14 protein-coding genes are annotated in these 17,465 nt (G+C 73.5%); 12 read left to right on the forward strand and 2 right to left on the reverse strand.

Going from position 1 to position 17,465, the window contains the following annotated elements; all coding sequences use genetic code 11:
• Positions 1-7: 7 nt before the first annotated feature.
• The gene (locus HNQ07_RS23810) at positions 8-1,255 is read right to left on the reverse strand and encodes a helix-turn-helix domain-containing protein (protein WP_221274667.1); all 1,248 of its coding nucleotides are present in this window, start codon (positions 1,253-1,255) and stop codon (positions 8-10) included.
• Between the two features lie 285 nt (positions 1,256-1,540).
• On the opposite strand from HNQ07_RS23810, the gene HNQ07_RS01795 reads away from it, so the two are divergent.
• The 11 genes from HNQ07_RS01795 (at position 1,541) to HNQ07_RS01845 (ending at position 15,924) form a co-directional block, all read left to right on the forward strand.
• A complete protein-coding gene (locus HNQ07_RS01795; RefSeq protein WP_184109178.1) occupies positions 1,541-2,512 on the forward strand; it encodes an ABC transporter substrate-binding protein in 972 nt (323 codons plus the stop codon).
• 25 nt (positions 2,513-2,537) lie between these two features.
• Positions 2,538-3,335, forward strand: coding sequence for an ABC transporter permease (locus tag HNQ07_RS01800; RefSeq protein ID WP_184109179.1), 798 nt, complete (start codon positions 2,538-2,540; stop codon positions 3,333-3,335).
• Complete coding sequence (locus HNQ07_RS01805; protein ID WP_221274668.1) at positions 3,332-4,072, forward strand: ABC transporter ATP-binding protein; 741 nt, start codon at positions 3,332-3,334, stop codon at positions 4,070-4,072. Before HNQ07_RS01800 ends, HNQ07_RS01805 begins: the two co-directional genes overlap by 4 nt.
• Positions 4,069-4,641, forward strand: coding sequence for a hypothetical protein (locus tag HNQ07_RS01810; RefSeq protein ID WP_184109181.1), 573 nt, complete (start codon positions 4,069-4,071; stop codon positions 4,639-4,641). The genes HNQ07_RS01805 and HNQ07_RS01810 overlap by 4 nt, the downstream gene beginning before the upstream one ends.
• The gene (locus HNQ07_RS01815; protein WP_184109182.1) at positions 4,638-6,107 is read left to right on the forward strand and encodes a hypothetical protein; all 1,470 of its coding nucleotides are present in this window, start codon (positions 4,638-4,640) and stop codon (positions 6,105-6,107) included. The genes HNQ07_RS01810 and HNQ07_RS01815 overlap by 4 nt, the downstream gene beginning before the upstream one ends.
• Positions 6,104-7,132, forward strand: coding sequence for an AAA family ATPase (locus tag HNQ07_RS01820; RefSeq protein WP_221274669.1), 1,029 nt, complete (start codon positions 6,104-6,106; stop codon positions 7,130-7,132). Before HNQ07_RS01815 ends, HNQ07_RS01820 begins: the two co-directional genes overlap by 4 nt.
• A gap of 7 nt (positions 7,133-7,139) precedes the next feature.
• Positions 7,140-8,015 carry a DUF58 domain-containing protein gene (locus tag HNQ07_RS01825; protein ID WP_184109183.1) on the forward strand — a complete coding sequence of 292 codons (876 nt, stop codon included), beginning with the start codon at positions 7,140-7,142 and terminating at the stop codon, positions 8,013-8,015.
• Between the two features lie 10 nt (positions 8,016-8,025).
• Complete coding sequence (locus HNQ07_RS01830) at positions 8,026-11,949, forward strand: VWA domain-containing protein (RefSeq protein WP_184109184.1); 3,924 nt, start codon at positions 8,026-8,028, stop codon at positions 11,947-11,949.
• Between the two features lie 108 nt (positions 11,950-12,057).
• Positions 12,058-12,546, forward strand: coding sequence for a (2Fe-2S)-binding protein (locus HNQ07_RS01835; protein ID WP_184109185.1), 489 nt, complete (start codon positions 12,058-12,060; stop codon positions 12,544-12,546).
• Between the two features lie 97 nt (positions 12,547-12,643).
• Positions 12,644-15,034, forward strand: coding sequence for a xanthine dehydrogenase family protein molybdopterin-binding subunit (locus HNQ07_RS01840; RefSeq protein WP_184109186.1), 2,391 nt, complete (start codon positions 12,644-12,646; stop codon positions 15,032-15,034).
• A gap of 95 nt (positions 15,035-15,129) precedes the next feature.
• Positions 15,130-15,924: an FAD binding domain-containing protein gene (locus HNQ07_RS01845; protein WP_184109187.1), complete on the forward strand. Its 795-nt coding sequence runs from the start codon at positions 15,130-15,132 to the stop codon at positions 15,922-15,924.
• A gap of 396 nt (positions 15,925-16,320) precedes the next feature.
• On the opposite strand, the gene HNQ07_RS01850 is transcribed toward HNQ07_RS01845, so the two are convergent.
• Positions 16,321-16,977, reverse strand: a complete 657-nt coding sequence (locus HNQ07_RS01850; protein WP_184109188.1) for a DUF1345 domain-containing protein — start codon at positions 16,975-16,977, stop codon at positions 16,321-16,323.
• Between HNQ07_RS01850 and HNQ07_RS01855 the strand changes: the two genes are divergently transcribed.
• Entirely contained in the window at positions 16,948-17,295 is a 348-nt protein-coding gene (locus HNQ07_RS01855; protein WP_184109189.1) for an MliC family protein, read from the forward strand. The two genes, HNQ07_RS01850 and HNQ07_RS01855, sit on opposite strands and share 30 nt — an antisense overlap.
• Positions 17,296-17,465: the final 170 nt, after the last annotated feature.

The following is a 17,465-nucleotide window of genomic DNA, read 5'->3' on the forward strand; positions in this document are numbered from 1 at the left end:
GGGGCGGTCAGAACGCGGCGTCCAGCGCGGCGCGGCGGGCGCGGGCGATCGGCAGGCGGTGGTCGTCGTCCGGCAGCAGGTGCTCGAGCACCTCCAGCACCTCCGGGTCGTCGAAACGCGACGCGTAGCGCCACAGCAGGTCCGGGTCCTTCGAGCGGCACACCGCCTCACGCAGCGCGGCGTCGAGGTAATCGCGCCAGTACGTCAGCAGAGGCGACGCCGAGTGCGGCAGCAGCGGGCCGTCGTACACGTCGGCGGCGGCGCTCACCTGCCCGGACAGCAGGCGCTCCTCGATGTCCTGCACGTCCAGACGCACGGGCACGCTCAGGCGGTACGGCCGCGACGCGATCTGCCCGCCCAGCAGCGAGCGCAGCGTGCTCACCTCGGACTTCAGGGTGCTCAGGCTGATGGGCTGGTCGCCGTACACGTGCGCGTGCAGCGCGTCCAGCGTCAGGCCGCCGGGGTGCAGCGCCAGCACGCACAGCAGTTCGTGCTGCCGGGGTGTCAGGTGCAGGCGCCGGCCGCCGTACAGCACCTGCGGCGGCCCGCAGAAGCGCAGGTTCAGTTCCCCGACGGTCGGCGCGCTGCGGCCGTTCAGGGCCAGCTCGATCTGCTGTGCGTAGTGCCGGGCACTGGCCAGGCCCAGCGGCGTGGAGTGCTCCCACGTGGTGCTGAAGTCCAGCACGCCCAGCAGCGCCCCGGTGTGCGTGTCGCGGATGGGGCTGGAGTAGCACACCCAGTCGTGCACCGTCTGCACGTAGTGCTCGGCGCTGAACACCCGCACCGCCTGACGCGTGCGCAGCGCCAGCGCCAGGGCGTTGGTGCCCACGCTGCCCTCGCCCCACTGCCCGCCCGGCACGAAGTTGATGCTGGTCGCCAGGTCCGCCATGCGCTCGCTGCCCTGCGTCCACAGCAGGGTGCCGTCGGTGTCCCCGATCCCGACGATCAGGTCCGCTTCCTCCGCCAGACGGCGCAGTTCGGGGATCAGGCCGCGCACGCCGTACTCCAGCGGCGACTCCTGCCACGAGTGTTTCACGTCCGACTCGCTGACCACCGGGGCGCTCACCCGTTCGGGCGGGACCGTCAGGGCCGAGCGTGCCCACGACGCCGCGACCTCCTGGTCCACGTTGCCCTCGCTGCGGGCCGGCACCTCCACCGGGTCGTCCGGCACGGCCAGTGCCGGGCTGGGCCGGGTCACGTAGCGGTACCAGGCGCGCACCAGTTTCTGCCGTTCCAGGGCCAGGCGTTCGTTCATCATCTCCTGCAATACCTCTCGGGTGTGCGGATCACCGCGCTCTCGGGCGTGAGTGTGCCGGGCAGGGTCCAACCGTGAAGATTTGGTAACCCAGGCTAGCATGCCGCCTGCCCGCGGTCCCGCCGTCCCCCCGCCACGTCACGTCTATACCGGCCTGGCCGCGTGCCCAGCGGACCACAACCTTTTGGCAACCCACCGCGGGACATGATCATGGAGTCACCCATCAGAGCGCGTCCTGTTGCCCCCGGCGCCGCCGCCCATGTCCCGTGTCCCGCAAGGAGTTGCATGTCACAGCGTTCACACGTCCTGGTTCTCGCCGCCCTGCTGGCCCTCAGCGGCGCGGCCGGAGCGCAGCAGAGTATCAACGTCGGCCTCCAGGCGGGCGGCACCATGTCGTGGGTGACCTTCGCCATCCAGCGCTACGGCCTGGACAAACAGCTGGGCTTCACGCTGAATGCCACCACCTACGCCAGCAAGGACGCCACCCGCGTGGCCCTGCGCTCCGGCGCGGCGCAGGTGGTCGTGGACGACTTCATCGAGGTGACGCTGCTGCGCCAGAAGGGCTTCCCGGTCAGCGCGGTGTATCCCTTCAGCCTGCTCGCGGGGGGCATCGTGGTGCCGGAAGACAGCCCGATCAGGACGGTGGCGGACCTGAGGGGCGCGTCGCTGGGCGCCACCAGCTTAACTGACAAGACCCTGCTGATCCTGCGGGCCTACACCCGCGCGACCGCCGGGTTCGACGTGCAGGACGCCTCCAAGGTGGTGTCGGTGTCCAGCCCGCTGATGGAGCAGTTCATGAACCGCGGCGAGATCCAGGCCGGCATTCCCTTCTGGCACCACACGGCGCGCATGGTGGCCGGCGGCAAGTTCCGGCAGCTGATCTCCAGCGCAGATCTGCTGAAGGGTCTGGGCCTGCCGCAGAACGTGCCGCTGCTGTACGTGATCGCGCGCACCGACACCGATCCGGCCACCCTGGGGCTGTTCCTGAAGGCGGTGAAGCTGGCCGAGGAGCGCATGAAGGCCGACGACGCGTACTGGCCCGCGATGCTGGGCGCCAACCTGTACGTGCTGCCGGACCGCGCCCAGTTGCCGGCCCTGCGTGCCCAGTGGGCGGCGGGGTTGCCCAAGCGCTGGGGCGCGGCGGACCTGAACGCCACGCTGCTGCTGACCCGCAAGATGATCGCTGTGGCCGGGCCGGATGTGGTCGGCCTGACCCGCCTGGACACCCGCGCCTTCAACACCACCTTCCAGCCGTGACGGCCGGGCCCGGGGGTGCACCCCGTTGACCGACGTCCGCCCCGCCGCGCGCGCGGGCCGGCGGGCGTGGTGGTGGCCCGCGCTGGGCGCGGCGTCGCTGCTGCTCGCGTGGGCGGGGCTGTCGTGGGCGCTGGGACCGGACACCTTTCCCGGCGTGGGCGCCACGCTGGACTTCCTGGCGCGCGAGGTGCGGCGCGGCGCGATCTGGGGCCACGTGGGGATCACGCTGTGGCGCGTGCTGGCGGCCTTTGCGCTGGCGCTGGCGGCCGGTATCCCGCTCGGCGTGGCGCTGGGCCGCGTGCCCGCCCTGGCCGCCTTCGCCGCGCCGTGGCTGGCGGTGGGCCTGACCCTGCCGCGCATCCTGATCCTGCTCGCCGCGTACCTGATCCTGGGCCTGAACGAGCGGGCCATCATCCTGAGCATCGCGCTGATCCTGCTGCCCACGGTGGCCGTGCAGGTGCGCGAGGGCGTGCGCGGTCTCGACCCGCGGCTGGCGCAGATGGCGCGGTCGTTCCGCGTGAGTCCGGCCGCGACGCTGCGCGCGGTCACGCTGCCGCAGCTGGCGCCCACGCTGCTCGGCACCGCGCGCGTCACGCTGTCGCTGGCGTGGAAGATGGTGGTGTTCGGGGAGGTCTTCGGCCGCACCAGCGGCGTGGGCTACATGATCGCGTTCTATTTCCAGCAGTTCGAGATGCGCGGCATCCTCGCCTACGGCGTGGTCATGACCGTCGTCCTGTCGGCGCTGGACGGCGTGCTCGCCGTGGTCAGCACCCGCGCCGCCGCGTGGCAGGCCAGCGCGCCCCGCCCGGCGGGAGAGCCGTGAGCGGCCTCGCGGTGACCTTCGAGGACGTCGGCGTGAGCTACGCGCAGTCCGGCGGCGTGCGCGAGGTGCTGCGCGGCGTGAGCGCCCACGTGCCGCCCGGCGGTATCGCGGCCCTGCTGGGCCGCAGCGGCAGCGGCAAGAGCACCCTGCTGAATCTCGCGGCGGGCCTGAGCGCCCCCACGCGCGGCCGGGTCGTCATGGGCGCTCCGCCCCGCGTGGGCTACGTGTTCCAGGACGCCCGGCTGCTGCCGTGGCTGACGCTGCGCGAGAACCTCGCGCTGGTGTGCCCGCCTGAATATCAAGCCGACATCCCCGCCACGCTGGCCCTGGTCGGCCTGGAGGGGCGCGAGCACGACCGGCCCGGGCAGCTGTCGCTGGGCATGGCGCAGCGCGCGGCGGTGGCGCGGGCGCTGGTGATCCGCCCCGACCTGCTGCTGCTCGACGAACCCTGCGGCGCGCTGGACGAGCTCACGGCCGCGGAACTGCGCGCGGAACTCGGTAACCTGCTGCGCCGCCGCCCGGCCACCACCCTGCTCGTCACGCACCACCCCGGAGAGGCGGTGCAGCTCGCGGACCGGGTGCTCGTGCTGGGCGGCACGCCCACCCGCGTGGCGGGCACGCTGGACATCGACCTGCCGCGCCCCCGCGACCCGGACGACCCGGCGACCCTGCCGCTGCTCCGGGCCGTGCGCGAGTTGCTGCGGCGCGCCGACCTGCCCACTGGCGGCCCGGCGTGAGCGGCCCTGGACTGGACTTCTCGTGGCTGCCCGCTGAGTGGCCCGGCGCGGTGCAGGCCCTCGCGGTCACGCTGGGCCGCCTGCTGCTGTCATTGGGCCTGGGCCTGGGGGGCGGCGCGCTGCTCGCCGCCGCGATGCGCTTCTCGCCACGTGCCGAGGCCCTCCTGACCCCGTGGCTGCTGACGCTGCTCGCCGTGCCGTGGGTGCTGATCCTGGTCGCCCTGAACCTGATTCCCACGCTGGGTGTGCGGGACGGCACCGCCATCACGGTCGCGGCGCTGGCGTGCGGTGTGCAGGTGTTCGCGCTGGGCCGCCGCAAGCTGGAGGAACGGCGCAGCGCGTACCTGTCGCGCGCCCTGTGGTACGCCTTTACTGCCGTCGTCGCGTCCGAGCTGCTGTCCCGCGCCGACGGCCTGGGGGCCAAGGTGCGCTTCTTTGCGCTGTACACCGAGTCCAGCCACCTGCTGTTCTACGTGCTGCTGGCCGCGCTGGTCGCGGGGGCCTTCGCCGGCGTGGGCCGCGTGCTGGGCCGCCTGCTGCCGCGCACCTTCCTCGGGCGGAGTCTGTGAGCCTCGCCGCGCAGTCCACCCTGGCCGGCGCGCTGCGGGGCGTGCAGCGCCGCGAGCGGCTGCGGCGCGGCCACACGGCCGCCCGGCACGCGCTGTGGGGCGCGGCGGGCACGCTGCTCGCGCTGGGCGCCGCGCGGCTGCTGGGACTGCTCGCCGCGCCGCTGGCTCCGGCGGTGGCGGGTGCGGTCGTGGTCGGGACCCTGCTCGGTGCCCTGCGCTGGGCGCGGCAGCGGCCCCCCACGCCGCTCGACGCGGCGCGCACCGCGGATCGCCGCGCGGGGCTGTCCGGCCTGCTCGCCACCGCCCTGACCCTGCCGGAGCACGCGCCGGACCCGTGGGAGGCGGCCCTGCACGCCCGCGTCCACGCCCGCGCGCACGAGGCCGCCGCCGCCCTGCGCCCGGACGCGCTGCTGCCGCTGCCGCCCGCCCGCCGCTGGGCGGGACCTGCCGCGCTGCTGCTGGTGGCCGCGGGCCTGTGGTGGCCGGCCCCCCTGAGTGTGGGCAGAGGAGCGGGCGACGTGCCCCGGGCAGCGGCGGTGGACGAACCGGCGCCCGGCCCCCCCGCCGCCACGGCCGGAGCCACCCCGGCGCCCGAGTCCTCGGCGCCCACGGTGAACGAGCCGACGCCGGAACCGGACGTGCCCCAGACGTCGAGCGCCACCCCGGCTGCCGCGAAGGGCCAGGCCAGCGACGCGGCCGGCGTGAAGGCCCCGTCCGCCCAGGCCAGCACGTCCGCCCCGGCGACGGGCCGCACGGCGGGAGACAAGCTGCGGGAAGCCCGGCAGGGTGTCACGTCCGGCACGGCCGGCGACTCCTCCACGGCCAGCGCGGCGCCGCAGCGCTCCACGCGGGACACGCCGTTCGGCTCGCGCGAGTCCGGGCAGTTCCAGAACCAGTCGGTCACGCCGGCCGAGACCCTCGCCTCGGCGCCCTATGATCCGGCGACCGCGCCGGGCGCGCAGCCCATGCAGCAGAAGTCCGATCCGGGCTCCTCGGCGCTGCGCGCGGCGTCCGGCGGGCGCGGCCTCGAGAGCGAGGGGGCCGACCGCTGCGTGCAGGGCTGCCTGACGAACAACGACATGAACCGCGGCGCGCCCCAGCCCGCGGCGCGGAAGAAGCCGCCGGGCGGCGAGACCCGCAGCGGCACCAGCGATTCCGGCGGCGGCGCGGCCGGCTCCAGCAGCGGCGTCGGCCTGGGCGTGGGCACGCTCAACCCCCTGCGCAGCGCCAGCACCACAGATCTCGGCGGCAGCGGTGTGCTGGGCGACTCGGTCCAGGTGCTCGCCGCGCCCGACACGGAGGACAAGCCCGTGGCGTCCGGTGCCGCCGCAGCCGGGCCGTGGCGCGCGGCGCCGGAAGCGCTGTCCGTGAGCCCCGACATCCCGCCGGACGCGCGTGACGCCGTCCGCACGTACTTCGACCGCACCGCTCCGCCCCTCCCCACCGCCGCAAGGACGACGCCATGACCGAGATGCCCGCCACCCTGCCCGCCAGCTCCACCGCCAGTCCCGGGGACCACCTGGGCCGCCTCGACGCGCTGCTCGCCGCCCTGCACCGCGCCCGCACGGCCGTCAGCGCCGTGGTGGTGGGCCAGGAGCGGGTGGTGGATCAGGTGCTGGTCGCGCTGCTGTCCGGCGGGCACGTGCTGCTGGAGGGCGCGCCCGGCATGGGCAAGACGCTGCTGGTGCGGACCATCGCGGACGCCTTCGGGTTGCAGCTCGGACGGGTGCAGTTCACGCCGGACCTGATGCCCGCCGACATCACCGGCACGCTGGTGCTCGCTCCGCAGGAGGGCGGCGGGAGCGTGCTGCAGTTCATGCCCGGCCCGATCTTCGCGCAGCTGCTGCTGGCCGACGAGGTGAACCGCGCCACGCCCAAGACCCAGTCGGCGCTCCTGGAGGCCATGCAGGAGGGCACCGTGACGGTCGCGGGCACGGTCCGGCCCCTGCCCCGGCCGTTCTTCGTGCTCGCCACCCAGAACCCCATCGAGCAGGAGGGCACGTACCTGCTGCCCGAAGCGCAGATGGACCGCTTCTTCTTCCGGGTGGACGTGCCGTTCCCGGACGCCGGCACGCTGGAGCGGATCGTGGCGCAGACGACCGGCCTGCACGCCGAGCGGGCCCCGCAGTGTCTCACGCCGGACGACCTGCTGGACGCCCAGCGGATCGTGCGCGCGCTGCCGGTGTCGCCGGACGTGGTGCAGGCAGTGTCGCGCGTGGTGGTGTCCACCCAGCCGAGCCGGCCGGAGAGCGGCGCGGAGGTGCGCCGCTACGTGCGCTTCGGCGTGTCGCCGCGCGGCGCGCAGACGCTGGTGCTGGCCGCCAAGGCGCAGGCCATGCTGGGCGGCCGCGCACACGTCGCCCCGGAGGACATCCGCGCCGTGCTGCTGCCCGCGCTGCGCCACCGCCTGCAACTGAACTTCGAGGGCGTGGCCGACGGCATCGACCGGGACGCCCTGCTGCTGCGGCTGCTGGACGCCCAGGGGCTGTAGGGACGCTGTGCAGCTGCCCCCGGCCGTGCAGCAGGAACTCGCCCGCCGCCGCCTGAGCACGACCGGCCGCGCCCGCGCCCAGGGCGGCGCCGGCGAGCGGCCCTCGCGTGCCAAGGGCGCCGGGCTGGAGTTCGCGGATCACCGCCCCTACACGCCCGGCGACGACATCCGCGCGCTGGACGCGCAGGTCACGGCCCGCCTGGGCGTGCCCGTGGTGCGCGAGTACGTGGTCCACCAGCAGCTGCCGGTGCTGGTCGTACTGGATGCCAGCGCCAGCATGGCGACCGGCACGCCCGCCAAGTTCGCGCTCGCGCAGCAGCTCGCCGCCGCGCTGGCGTACGCGGGTCTGTCCGGTGGGGACAGCGTGCAGGCCGTGACCTTCGGCGCCGGGGTGCACAGCAGCGGGCGCATGCAGGGCGTGAACCGCAGCACGGAACTGCTGGGCTTCCTGGGCCGCGTCCGGCCGGAAGGCGGGATCACCCTGCACGATGCCGTGCGGCACGCGGCGGCGGCCGCGCCGCGCGGCGCCCTGGTCGTGCTGGTCGGGGACTTCCTGGCGGACAGCGATCCGCAGGCCGTCGCGCACGCGCACAGCCGTGCGCAGGAGGTGCTGGCCGTGCAGGTGCTCGCGCCGGACGAACTCGACCCCGCGCCGCTGGGCCGGGGCCTGACCCGCCTGGAGGAACCCGAGGGACACGCCAGCGTGAGCGTCATGCTGGACGACGCATCTCTGAGCGCGTACCGCCGCGCGCTGGAGGACTGGAACGCCGCGCTGCGCGCCCAGCTCGCCCGGCACGGCGGCCGCCTGATCCAGGTGCGCTCCGATCAGGCCGTGCAGCACCTGATCCTGCGCGAATTCCTCGCGCGCGGCGTGATCCGGTGAGGTCGCGGCCATGAGCCTCGGCCAGCCGGGGTGGCTGCTGCTGGCGCTGCTGCTGGGCGTGCTGGTGTACTTCCACCGGCAGCGCCGCGCCGCCCGCGCCGCCGAGGTCGGCAGCGTGCACCTGTGGCGCCGTGTGGCCCTCTCGACCAGCCCGCAGGCCCGGCCCCGCGTGCGGGTGAGCGCCGCGCTGCTGCTCCAGGGCGCGGCGGTGCTGCTCGTCGCGCTTGCCCTGGCCCGGCCCACGCCCACGTCGCCGGTCGGCGCAGGTCAGGTCGTGCTTCTGATCGAGGCCGGCCGGGCCATGCGCGCGGCCGACGTCCGCCCGGACCGCTTCGGTGTGGCCGCCCGCCGCGCCGTGCGCGACGTGCGGGGCCGGAGCACCGTGCTGCTCGTCGCGGACGTGCCCCGGCCACTGGCGGTGAACCGCGCCGACGCGGCCGGCGTCCGCGCCGCGCTGGAGGGTGCTGCGGCTGGCGACGGCGCCCCGGACTGGATGGCCGCCGCCCGGCAGCTGCGCGCCCTGGACGTCCCCACCGGCACCCCCGTGATCGTGTACGCCAGCCCCGGCGAGGTGGCCCGCGCCCGCCAGGCGCTCGCGGCGCTGACGCCGGACGTGCGCGCGGTGGGGCAGAGCGCGCCCAACGCGGCCGTCTCCGCCCTGAGCGTCACGCCCGCTGCGGACGGCGCACCGTGGACGCTGCGCGGGCGCGTGCGTCAGTTCGGCCCGGCCGGCATGCGCACCGTGACCGTGGCCCTGGACGGTGCGGCGCTCGCCGAGCGGCGGCTGGTGCTCGCGCCGGGCGGCGAGACCGACTTCAGCGTGCGGTTCACGCCGGGCACGGGCGGCGTCCTGAGCGCCACGCTGGACGCCTCGGACGTCCTGCCGGCCGACGACTCGGCGCAGGTCGTGCTGCGCCCCACGCCGCGGCCCCTGCGCGTGAGCGTGGTCGGCCCGGCTCCGGCCGACGGCGCCGACGATCCGGTCGGCCGCGTGCTGGCCGCGCTGCCCGGCGCGGTGGTCACCCGTATCCCGGCCCTGCCCGCCGCCGGCGCGGCCGACCTGCTGGTGGTGACGGGCACGGCCGAGGTTCGCCCTGGACTCGCCCCGGTGAGCGTGTGGCTGCCGGCGGCCAGTGCGGCCGGCACGCCCGACAGCGTGCTCGGCTGGGCGGCTGGCGACCCGCTCGGCAGCGGCATCGCGTGGAGCGACGTGGGGCGCGTGGCCCGCGTGGCCCTGCCCGCGTGGGCGGACGCGGCGCCGCTCGTGACCGGCGCGGGCGGCCCGCTGATCGAGGTGGCGCGGGGCGCGGGGCACACCGCCGTGCGCGTGGCCCTGTCCACCGCTGCGGGTGGCTGGACGGAGTCGCCCGCGTTCCCGGTGCTGTTCGCCCGCCTCGGCGCGCTGGCCCGGCCGGACGCCGGGGCTCGGGTGGTGCCGCCGTGCCGCGTGGGTCTGCCCTGCGCGCTGCCCGCCGGGCTGCCCGACGTCCGGTTCCCGGACGGCACCACGCAGCGCGCGGCCGGGGAGACCTTCGTGCCGTGGCGGGCGGGCGTGTACCGCGTGGACGGGCAGGCCCTCGCCGTGAACCGACTCGCCGGTGCGGACGCCGATCTGCGCGCCGCCGCGCCGGACGCCGTCACCCCGGCCCCGCCCCCCGCGGACTGGCGGGCGGCGCTGACGACGCTGTGGCGGCCCCTGCTGGCCGTGGCCCTGCTGGCGGTGCTGGTGGAACTCGCGGTGCTGTTCCGCTCCGAGCCGGCCCTGCGCCGCCGCCGCTGGCGGGCCGTGACCGCGCCGCAGCGCCGCATGCTCGCCCTGCACGCCCTGAGCGCGGCTCTGCTGCTGCTCGCCGTGCTGGACGTGCAGGTGCCCGCTCCGGCCGCGCCCGCCCGCGCCCTGACCGTCGCGGCCGCGGACGGCCCGGATCTGGCCACGGCGCTGGAGGTGGCGGCCGCGCGGGTGCCCGCCGGCACGCGGACGACCCTGCGGGTGCCGGGTCAGCCGTGGCCCATGTCGGCCCGAGTGCCGGACGTCCTGGCCCGCCTGCGGTCGCAGGACGTGGGCGTACAGGTGGGCGTTCCCACTGCTCCGTCCACTCTGACGGTCACGGCCTTCGACACGCCGGGCGCCGTCCAGCCGGGGCAGGCGTTCACGGCGCAGGTCGTGCTCGAGTCGCCGGTGGCGGGCCGCGTCCGGCTGCGCCTGCGCCGCGGCGATACCGTGCTGCTGGACGGGCCGGTGGACGTGAAGGCCGGCCTGAACCGGCTGGCGCTGCCCCTGCGCGAGCCGGCCCCCGGTGTGGCGGGTTACACCCTGAGCGTGCAGCCATCCGGCCAGGCAGCCGTGCAGGCGGTATCGGCTACCCGCGTCGGCGAGCCGCAGCCCGTTCTGGTCGTCGGAACTGCCGGGCCTGGTCGGACGGCCCTGATGCGGGCGCTGGCGGTGCAGGGGCTCACGGCCCGGGCCGTCGCGCCGGCCGATCTCCGCGCGGCGGACCTCCAGGCATCGGCGCGCACGGTGCTGCTCGACACGCCCGCTGCCGCCATCCCGCCGCCGCTGCGCGCCGCGCTGGCCGACTGCGTGCGCGCGGGCGGGCACGTGCTGATCGCGGGGTCCGGCGGAGCCTTCGGGCCGGGCGGGTACATCGGCACCACCCTGGAGGGCCTGTCGCCGCTGTCCGGGCGGGTGCCGCGCGACCTGCCCCGGCTGGCGCTGGCGCTGGTGCTCGACAAGTCCGGCTCCATGAACGAGGGCGTGGGCGGCGGGATCACCAAACTCGATCTGATCAAGTCCGCCGCGCTGAACTCCGCCCTGCTGCTCTCGCCGCAGAGCGACGTGACGGTCATCGCCTTCGACTCCTCCCCCAAAGTCGCGGTGCCGTTGACCCGGGCCACGAACGTGGCCGTGATCCGCGCCCAGATCAGCCGCATCGAGGCCGAGGGCGGCACGGTCGTCAAGCGCGCCCTGGACGCCTCTCTGAAGGAACTGCTGAAGTCCGGCGCGTCGCGCAAACACCTGATCCTGCTGACGGACGGCGTGGACGGCGGCATCTTCAGCCCAGACGAGTACCGCCGCCTGATCCGCCGCATGCGCGCCACCGGCATCACGGTCAGCACCGTCAGCGTGGGCAGCGGCATGCACGTGCCCCTGATGCGCGACATGGCCACGTGGGGCGAGGGGCACTTCGCGCAGGCACAGGACTGGCGGGACGTGCCCAGCCTGATGGCCCGCGACACCCTGGCGCTGGGCGACAGCGCCGTGAAGACCGGCCCGCACGCCGCGCAGTGGCCCGCCGGCCCGGCCTTCACGGTCACGCAGTACACCCGCACCACCCTGAAACCCGGCGCGACGCCGCTGGGCGTGATCGGCCGCGGCGCGGACGCCGATCCCCTCGCGGCCACGTGGCGCGTCGGGCTGGGCAGCGTGACCGCCCTGGCGCTGTCACCCACCGACGCCCGCAGCGGCGTGGGCACCCGGCCGGACTTCCCGGCGCTCGTGGCGCCGCTGGTGCGCGGCACGCCCCTGCCCGGCGCCGGCGCGGACGTGACCCTGCGCCGCGACGGCGCCGACCTGCTCGTGAGCGCCCCCACGGCCCAGGTCACCGTGGACGGCCCGGACGGCCCGTGGCCGGTCACGCTCCAGCCCGGGGCCGACGGCACGTTCACGACGCGCCTGTACGCGCCCCCGCCCGGCGGCTACAGCGCGCCCGGCGCGGCTGCCGGCGTGCCCACCGTCACGCGCGACCCCGCCGCACTGGCCCTGGGCGGCCGCGCGGCTGGCCCGGACGGCGGGGCGGCGTGGACGTGGCGCGCCGCGTGGCCGGCGCTGTCCGTGCTGGCCCTGCTGGTGTTTCTGGGCGGCCTCGCGCTGCGCTACCTGCCCGAACGGGGGCCCCGGCCGGGTGCTGAGACCGTGCCGTCCATGCCGTCCTGAATGGCATGAAGGGCAACACCCTTTTCCAACCTTCATGTGTTTGAATGGGGACGGTCAGAAAATCTGTCTTGAACCCGTCTTCAACCACCTGTCCAGGGGGAGGCCCGCATGAACGTCACGCTTCAGGTGAACGGCAAGTCCTACACGCGCGACGTGGAGCCCAGAACGCTCCTCGTCCACTTTCTCCGCGAGGAACTCGGCCTGACCGGCACGCACGTCGGCTGCGACACCAGCCAGTGCGGCGCCTGCACCGTCCACGTGAACGGTGACGCCGTCAAGAGCTGCACCGTCCTGGCCGTCCAGGCCGCCGGCATGGACGTCACCACCATCGAGGGCCTGGGCACGCCCGGCGACCTCCACCCCCTCCAGACCGGCTTCTGGGAGGAGCACGGGTTGCAGTGCGGCTTCTGCACGCCCGGCATGATCATGTCCTCCGCGGAACTGCTCAAGCACAACCCGGACCCCAGCGAGGACGTCATCCGCCACCACCTGGAAGGCAACTACTGCCGCTGCACCGGATACCACAACATCGTCCGCGCCGTGCAGCACGCTGCCAAGGCCATGCAGGGCACGCAGACACAGGCCGCCGACGACTGAATGGGGAGCTGTGGGCTCTGAGCCGTGGGCTCCGGGCCAGGACGCCGCTCTTCCGTAGCCCAGCGCTCACCGCCGACTCCCAGGGAGGCCCCACCCCATGACGGACAGCAGAAGCGAGAAGTACTTCGGACAGGCCCTGAAGCGCAAGGAAGACCCGCGCTTCATCACCGGCACCGGCAACTACACCGACGACGTCGTGATTCCCGGCACGCTGCACGCCGCGATGGTGCGCAGTCCGTACCCGCACGCGAAGATCAGCCGTATCAACACCGATTCCGTGAAGGACCTGCCGGGCGTGGTGCGCGTGCTGACCGGACAGGACGTCAAGGACGCCGGCCTCGGCAGCATTCCGGTCGGCTGGCTGCTGCCGGAACTCAAGACGCCCGCCCACCCCGCCATCGCGCTGGAGGAAGCGAACCACGTGGGCGACATCGTCGCGGTCGTGATCGCCGAGACGCGCGCCCAGGCCGAGGACGCCGCCGCCGCACTTGAAGTCGAGTACCACGCGCTGCCGGCCGTGGCGACCGCCGGGGCGGCCGTGAAGGACGGCGCGGCCCTGGTGCACGACGACGTGCCGGGCAACGTGGCCTTCCACTGGGAAATCGGGGACGAGGCGGCCACCAACGAGGCCTTCGCCAGCGCGCCCCACAAGATCAGCGTGAAGCTGAAAAACCACCGGCTGGTCGCCAATCCCATCGAGCCGCGCTCCAGCCTGGCGCAGTTCACGCCGGCCAGCGGCGAGTACCTGCTGTACACCACGTCGCAAAACCCCCACATCCACCGCCTCATCCTGGCGGCCTTCGTGATGAGCATTCCGGAGCACAAGCTGCGCGTGATCTCGCCCGACGTGGGCGGCGGCTTCGGCACCAAGATCTTCCAGTACCAGGAAGAAGTGATCGTGCTGCTGGCCACCCGCCTGCTGGGCCGGCCGGTCAAGTGGACGGCCCGCCGCTCCGAGGCCTTCGTCAGCGACGCCCAGGGCCGCGACCACGAGACGGTGGCGCAGCTCGCCGTGAGTGACGACGGCAAGATCCTGGGCTTCCGCGTGAACACCCTGGCGAACCTGGGCGCGTACCAGACGCTGTTCGCCCCGGCCGTGCCCACGTACCTGTACGGCACGCTGCTCAACGGCGTGTACAAGATGCCCGCCATTCACGCCAAGGTCACGGGCGTCATGACGAACACCGTGCCCGTGGACGCCTACCGCGGCGCCGGGCGCCCCGAGGCGACGTACCTGATCGAGCGCATCGTGGACATGGCCGCCCACGAACTGAACATGGACCCGGCCGAGTTCCGCCGCAAGAACTTCATCCAGGAAGACGAGTTCCCGTACCAGACCCCCGTGGCGCTGGTATACGACAGCGGCAACTACGAACCGGCCCTCGACAAGGCCATGGGCATGATGAACTACGCCGGCCTGCGCGAGGAACAGCAGCGCATGAAGGGCAGCAACAAGATCATGGGTGTGGGCCTGATCTCGTTCCTCGAGGCGTGCGGGCTGGCGCCCTCCGCGCTCGTCGGTCAGCTCGGCGCGCAGGCCGGGCAGTGGGAATCGAGCCTGGTGCGCGTGCACCCGACCGGCAAGGTGGAGCTGTTCACCGGCAGCCACAGTCACGGCCAGGGCCACGAGACCGCGTTCCCGCAGATCGCCGCCGATGAACTCCAGATTCCCATCGAGGACATCGAACTCATCCACGGTGACACCGGCCGCATGCCCTACGGCTGGGGCACCTACGGCAGCCGCTCGGCGGCGGTGGGCGGCTCGGCCCTGAAGATGGCGCTGGGCAAGATCACCACCAAGATGAAGAAGATCGCCGCGCACCTGCTGGAAGCCAGTGTGGACGACGTCGAGCACGAGGGCGGCGTGTTCCGCATCAAGGGCGCCCCCGAGAAGAGCAAGACCTTCTTCGACATCGCCCTGATGGCCCACCTCGCGCACAACTACCCCGAGGATCTGGAGCCGGGCCTGGAGGCCACCGCGTTCTACGACCCCAAGAACTTCGTGTACCCCTTCGGCACGCACATTGCGGTCGTCGAGATCGACACCGACACCGGCCACGTGAAGCTGCGCAACTACGGCTGCGTGGACGACTGCGGTCCCCTGATCAACCCCCTGATCGCTGAAGGTCAGGTGCACGGCGGCATCGCCCAGGGCATGGGCCAGGCGCTGCTGGAAGACGCCGCGTACGACGACGACGGCAACTTCCTGGCCGGCACGTACATGGAATACGCCATGCCCCGCGCCGACGACGTGCCCACCTTCCAGATCGGGCACACGGTCACCCCCAGCCCCCACAACCCCCTGGGCGTCAAGGGCATCGGCGAGGCCGGCACCATCGCCAGCACCGCCGCCGTCGCCAGCGCCGTCATGGACGCGCTGTGGACGGAGTGCGGCATCGCGCACCTGGACATGCCCTACACCGCCGAGAAGGTCTGGAAGGCGATCCGGGACGCACGCAGCGCCCAGCCGCAGGCCGCCGACGACTGAAACGAGTTCTGGGCTCTGAGCCGTGGGCTTTGAGCACCTGCACCGCCGCTTCGTAGCCCAGAGCTCGCCGCTCCTGGCCCCAATCCGGAGGGATCATGTACCCAGCCAGTTTCGACTACCAGAAAGCCGAGAGCGTCGATCAGGCGCTGGCCGCCCTCGCCGCCAACCCCGACCTCAAGATCATCGCCGGCGGGCACTCGCTGCTGCCGGCCATGAAACTCCGCCTCGCCCAGCCGCCCGCCCTGCTCGACGTGTGGGGCCTGGAAGAACTGCGGGGCATCACCCGTGACGGCGACACCTTCGTGGTGGGCGCGATGACCACGCACGCCGACATCCTCCGCAGCGAGGTGCCCCTCTTCCCGGAAGTGGCCGGGTGGGTCGGTGACCCCATGGTGCGCAACCGCGGCACCATCGGCGGCAGCCTCGCCCACGCCGACCCCAGTGCGGACTACCCCGCCGCCGCCCTCGCCCTGGGCGTCGAGTTCGTGATCCGCGGCCAGAGCGGCGAACGCACCGTGCACGCCGACGACATGTTCCAGGGCATGTTCGAGAGCGCCGTGCAGCCTGGCGAACTCCTCACGCATATCCGCATTCCGGCCACCATCCAGGCCTCGGCCTACGAGAAGTTCCGGCACCCGGCCAGCCACTACGCCGTGGTCGGCGTCGCCATGGCGAAACATGCCAGCGGGGAGGTGCGCGCCGCGTACACCGGGGCGGCCGAGAAGGCACACCGCCTGAGCAAGCTGGAAGACGGCATCCGCAGCGCCGAGTTCCAGTTCAAGAACCTCGTGGAGGCTGGGGACCTGCTGGGCGACCGGTTTGCCAGCGCCGAGTACCGGGCGCATCTGGTGGACGTGCTGTCCGAGCGGGCTTACAAGCGGCTGGGCTGAGCTTTAGGGATCGTTGCCCCCGGCTTCGGTCGGGGGTTTTCGTTGTCGCAGCGGACGTCCTCACCCCCGGCCCCCTGCCCCAGACTCGAAAAGCTGCGCAGCAGAGGGGCAGGGGGAGAGCGCTGCGCTAAGCATGTGGTAGCCACGTCATCTGGGCTGGCCTGACACGAGGCCTCGTTGGCGAGGGGCGGCGTTCTTGCCTCGTGCGTTCATGCCGTCAGCGCCCGCGCGCTACGCGCGCGATGGCATCCGGTCAGGGGCAGGGTGGGACGCTTTGGCTTTGACCACCAGTTCAGTTGTTGGGCACTCACGGGGTTGCGGAAGGTGCGTCGTTGGTTCGCCCGCTAAAGTGGCTGGGCGTATCTAGGGGCGGCCGCGCCTTGCTGCTGTGCCCGCTTACTCGATCAGGCCGGCGATGCCGTTGATGGTCACAGCGATGATCACGGTGCCGAACACGTAGGACAACAGGGCGTGGCCGAGGGTCAGGCGGCGCATGGCGCGGGTGTTGAGGTCGGTGTCGCTGACCTGGTAGGTCATGCCGACTGTGACGGCCAGGTACGCGAAATCCCAGTAGATCGGTTCGTGCAGCTCGTCCTCGCCGTGGGGGAAGATCACGCCGCGGCCGTGCTGGTAGTAGTTCCGGGCGTAGTGCAGGGCGTATTCGGTCTGCACGAGCAGCCATGACGCGGTGACGACCAGCACGGCCAGGGCCGTCAGGGCGATCTCCGCCGCGCCCTTGGCCTGGTGGGCGTCGGACAGCAGAAAGCCCACTCCGACCAGGCTGATCACGGCCGCGCTCATGGTGATGGTGCCGGCCAGGGCGCGCGAGTCGTCCTCGACGGTGGCGAGTTCCTTGGTGCGGGCGGGGCCGGCGCGCATCATCTCGGGCCACAGCTGCACGAGGATCGTGATGCACAGCAGCACCCACCCGATCAGCACGCGGCCCTCGAGTTTCCACGAGGCCGGGACGAGCAGGGCGCCCACGGTGCCGACCACGATCCCGGAGAGCATCCTCAGCAGCGCGTGGGGGCGGGTGCGGGTGGGTGTGCTCATGCGTGGAGCATAGCGGCCGGGACGCCGTGCGGCGAGCAGTCCGGCCCCGGCGGGGACGCTGGGTCTTGCTCACTTCCATGCTCCGGCCCGCCACGCTGCTCGCCCTGCTGGTCCTGGGGTCGGCGCCGGCGGTCCCGGAACTCCACCTGCCAGGGTGGGTGGCGCCTGGATGTCGCGTCCACGACGTTCGCCGTCCTCACGTGGAGCGGCGTGCGGTACGGGCTGGCGCAGGCGGTCAGCGAGAGCGGTGCGCGTTACGCGGCCCTGGCCGGCGGTCCGAACCAGGCCGTCGTGGAGAAGTGGGAGCACCACGAATAGGGCGCGCTGATTACCTAGTCCGGCCAGAGCACCGAGACGACCCGGCCGCTGCTGACCGGCTGCCGCGTGCGCTGAGTGCGCTCCAGCACCCTCGGGACTTGCCGGACCCGCTCCGGCGCGGGCATGCTGGCGGCATGAATGACCGAACCCGCGCGTGGCTGCGGCGCTGG

Origin of the sequence: Deinococcus metalli, assembly GCF_014201805.1 — a bacterium.
Lineage (GTDB): Bacteria > Deinococcota > Deinococci > Deinococcales > Deinococcaceae > Deinococcus > Deinococcus metalli.

What these genes read in the sequence shown, in the direction of transcription:
- HNQ07_RS23810 (WP_221274667.1), bottom strand. Translation starts at nt 1,255, where the DNA reads ATGAACGAACGCCTGGCCCTGGAACGGCAGAAACTGGTGCGCGCCTGG.
- HNQ07_RS01795 (WP_184109178.1), top strand. Translation starts at nt 1,541, where the DNA reads ATGTCACAGCGTTCACACGTCCTGGTTCTCGCCGCCCTGCTGGCCCTC.
- HNQ07_RS01820 (WP_221274669.1), top strand. Translation starts at nt 6,104, where the DNA reads ATGACCGAGATGCCCGCCACCCTGCCCGCCAGCTCCACCGCCAGTCCC.
- HNQ07_RS01830 (WP_184109184.1), top strand. Translation starts at nt 8,026, where the DNA reads ATGAGCCTCGGCCAGCCGGGGTGGCTGCTGCTGGCGCTGCTGCTGGGC.
- HNQ07_RS01835 (WP_184109185.1), top strand. Translation starts at nt 12,058, where the DNA reads ATGAACGTCACGCTTCAGGTGAACGGCAAGTCCTACACGCGCGACGTG.
- HNQ07_RS01840 (WP_184109186.1), top strand. Translation starts at nt 12,644, where the DNA reads ATGACGGACAGCAGAAGCGAGAAGTACTTCGGACAGGCCCTGAAGCGC.
- HNQ07_RS01845 (WP_184109187.1), top strand. Translation starts at nt 15,130, where the DNA reads ATGTACCCAGCCAGTTTCGACTACCAGAAAGCCGAGAGCGTCGATCAG.
- HNQ07_RS01850 (WP_184109188.1), bottom strand. Translation starts at nt 16,977, where the DNA reads ATGAGCACACCCACCCGCACCCGCCCCCACGCGCTGCTGAGGATGCTC.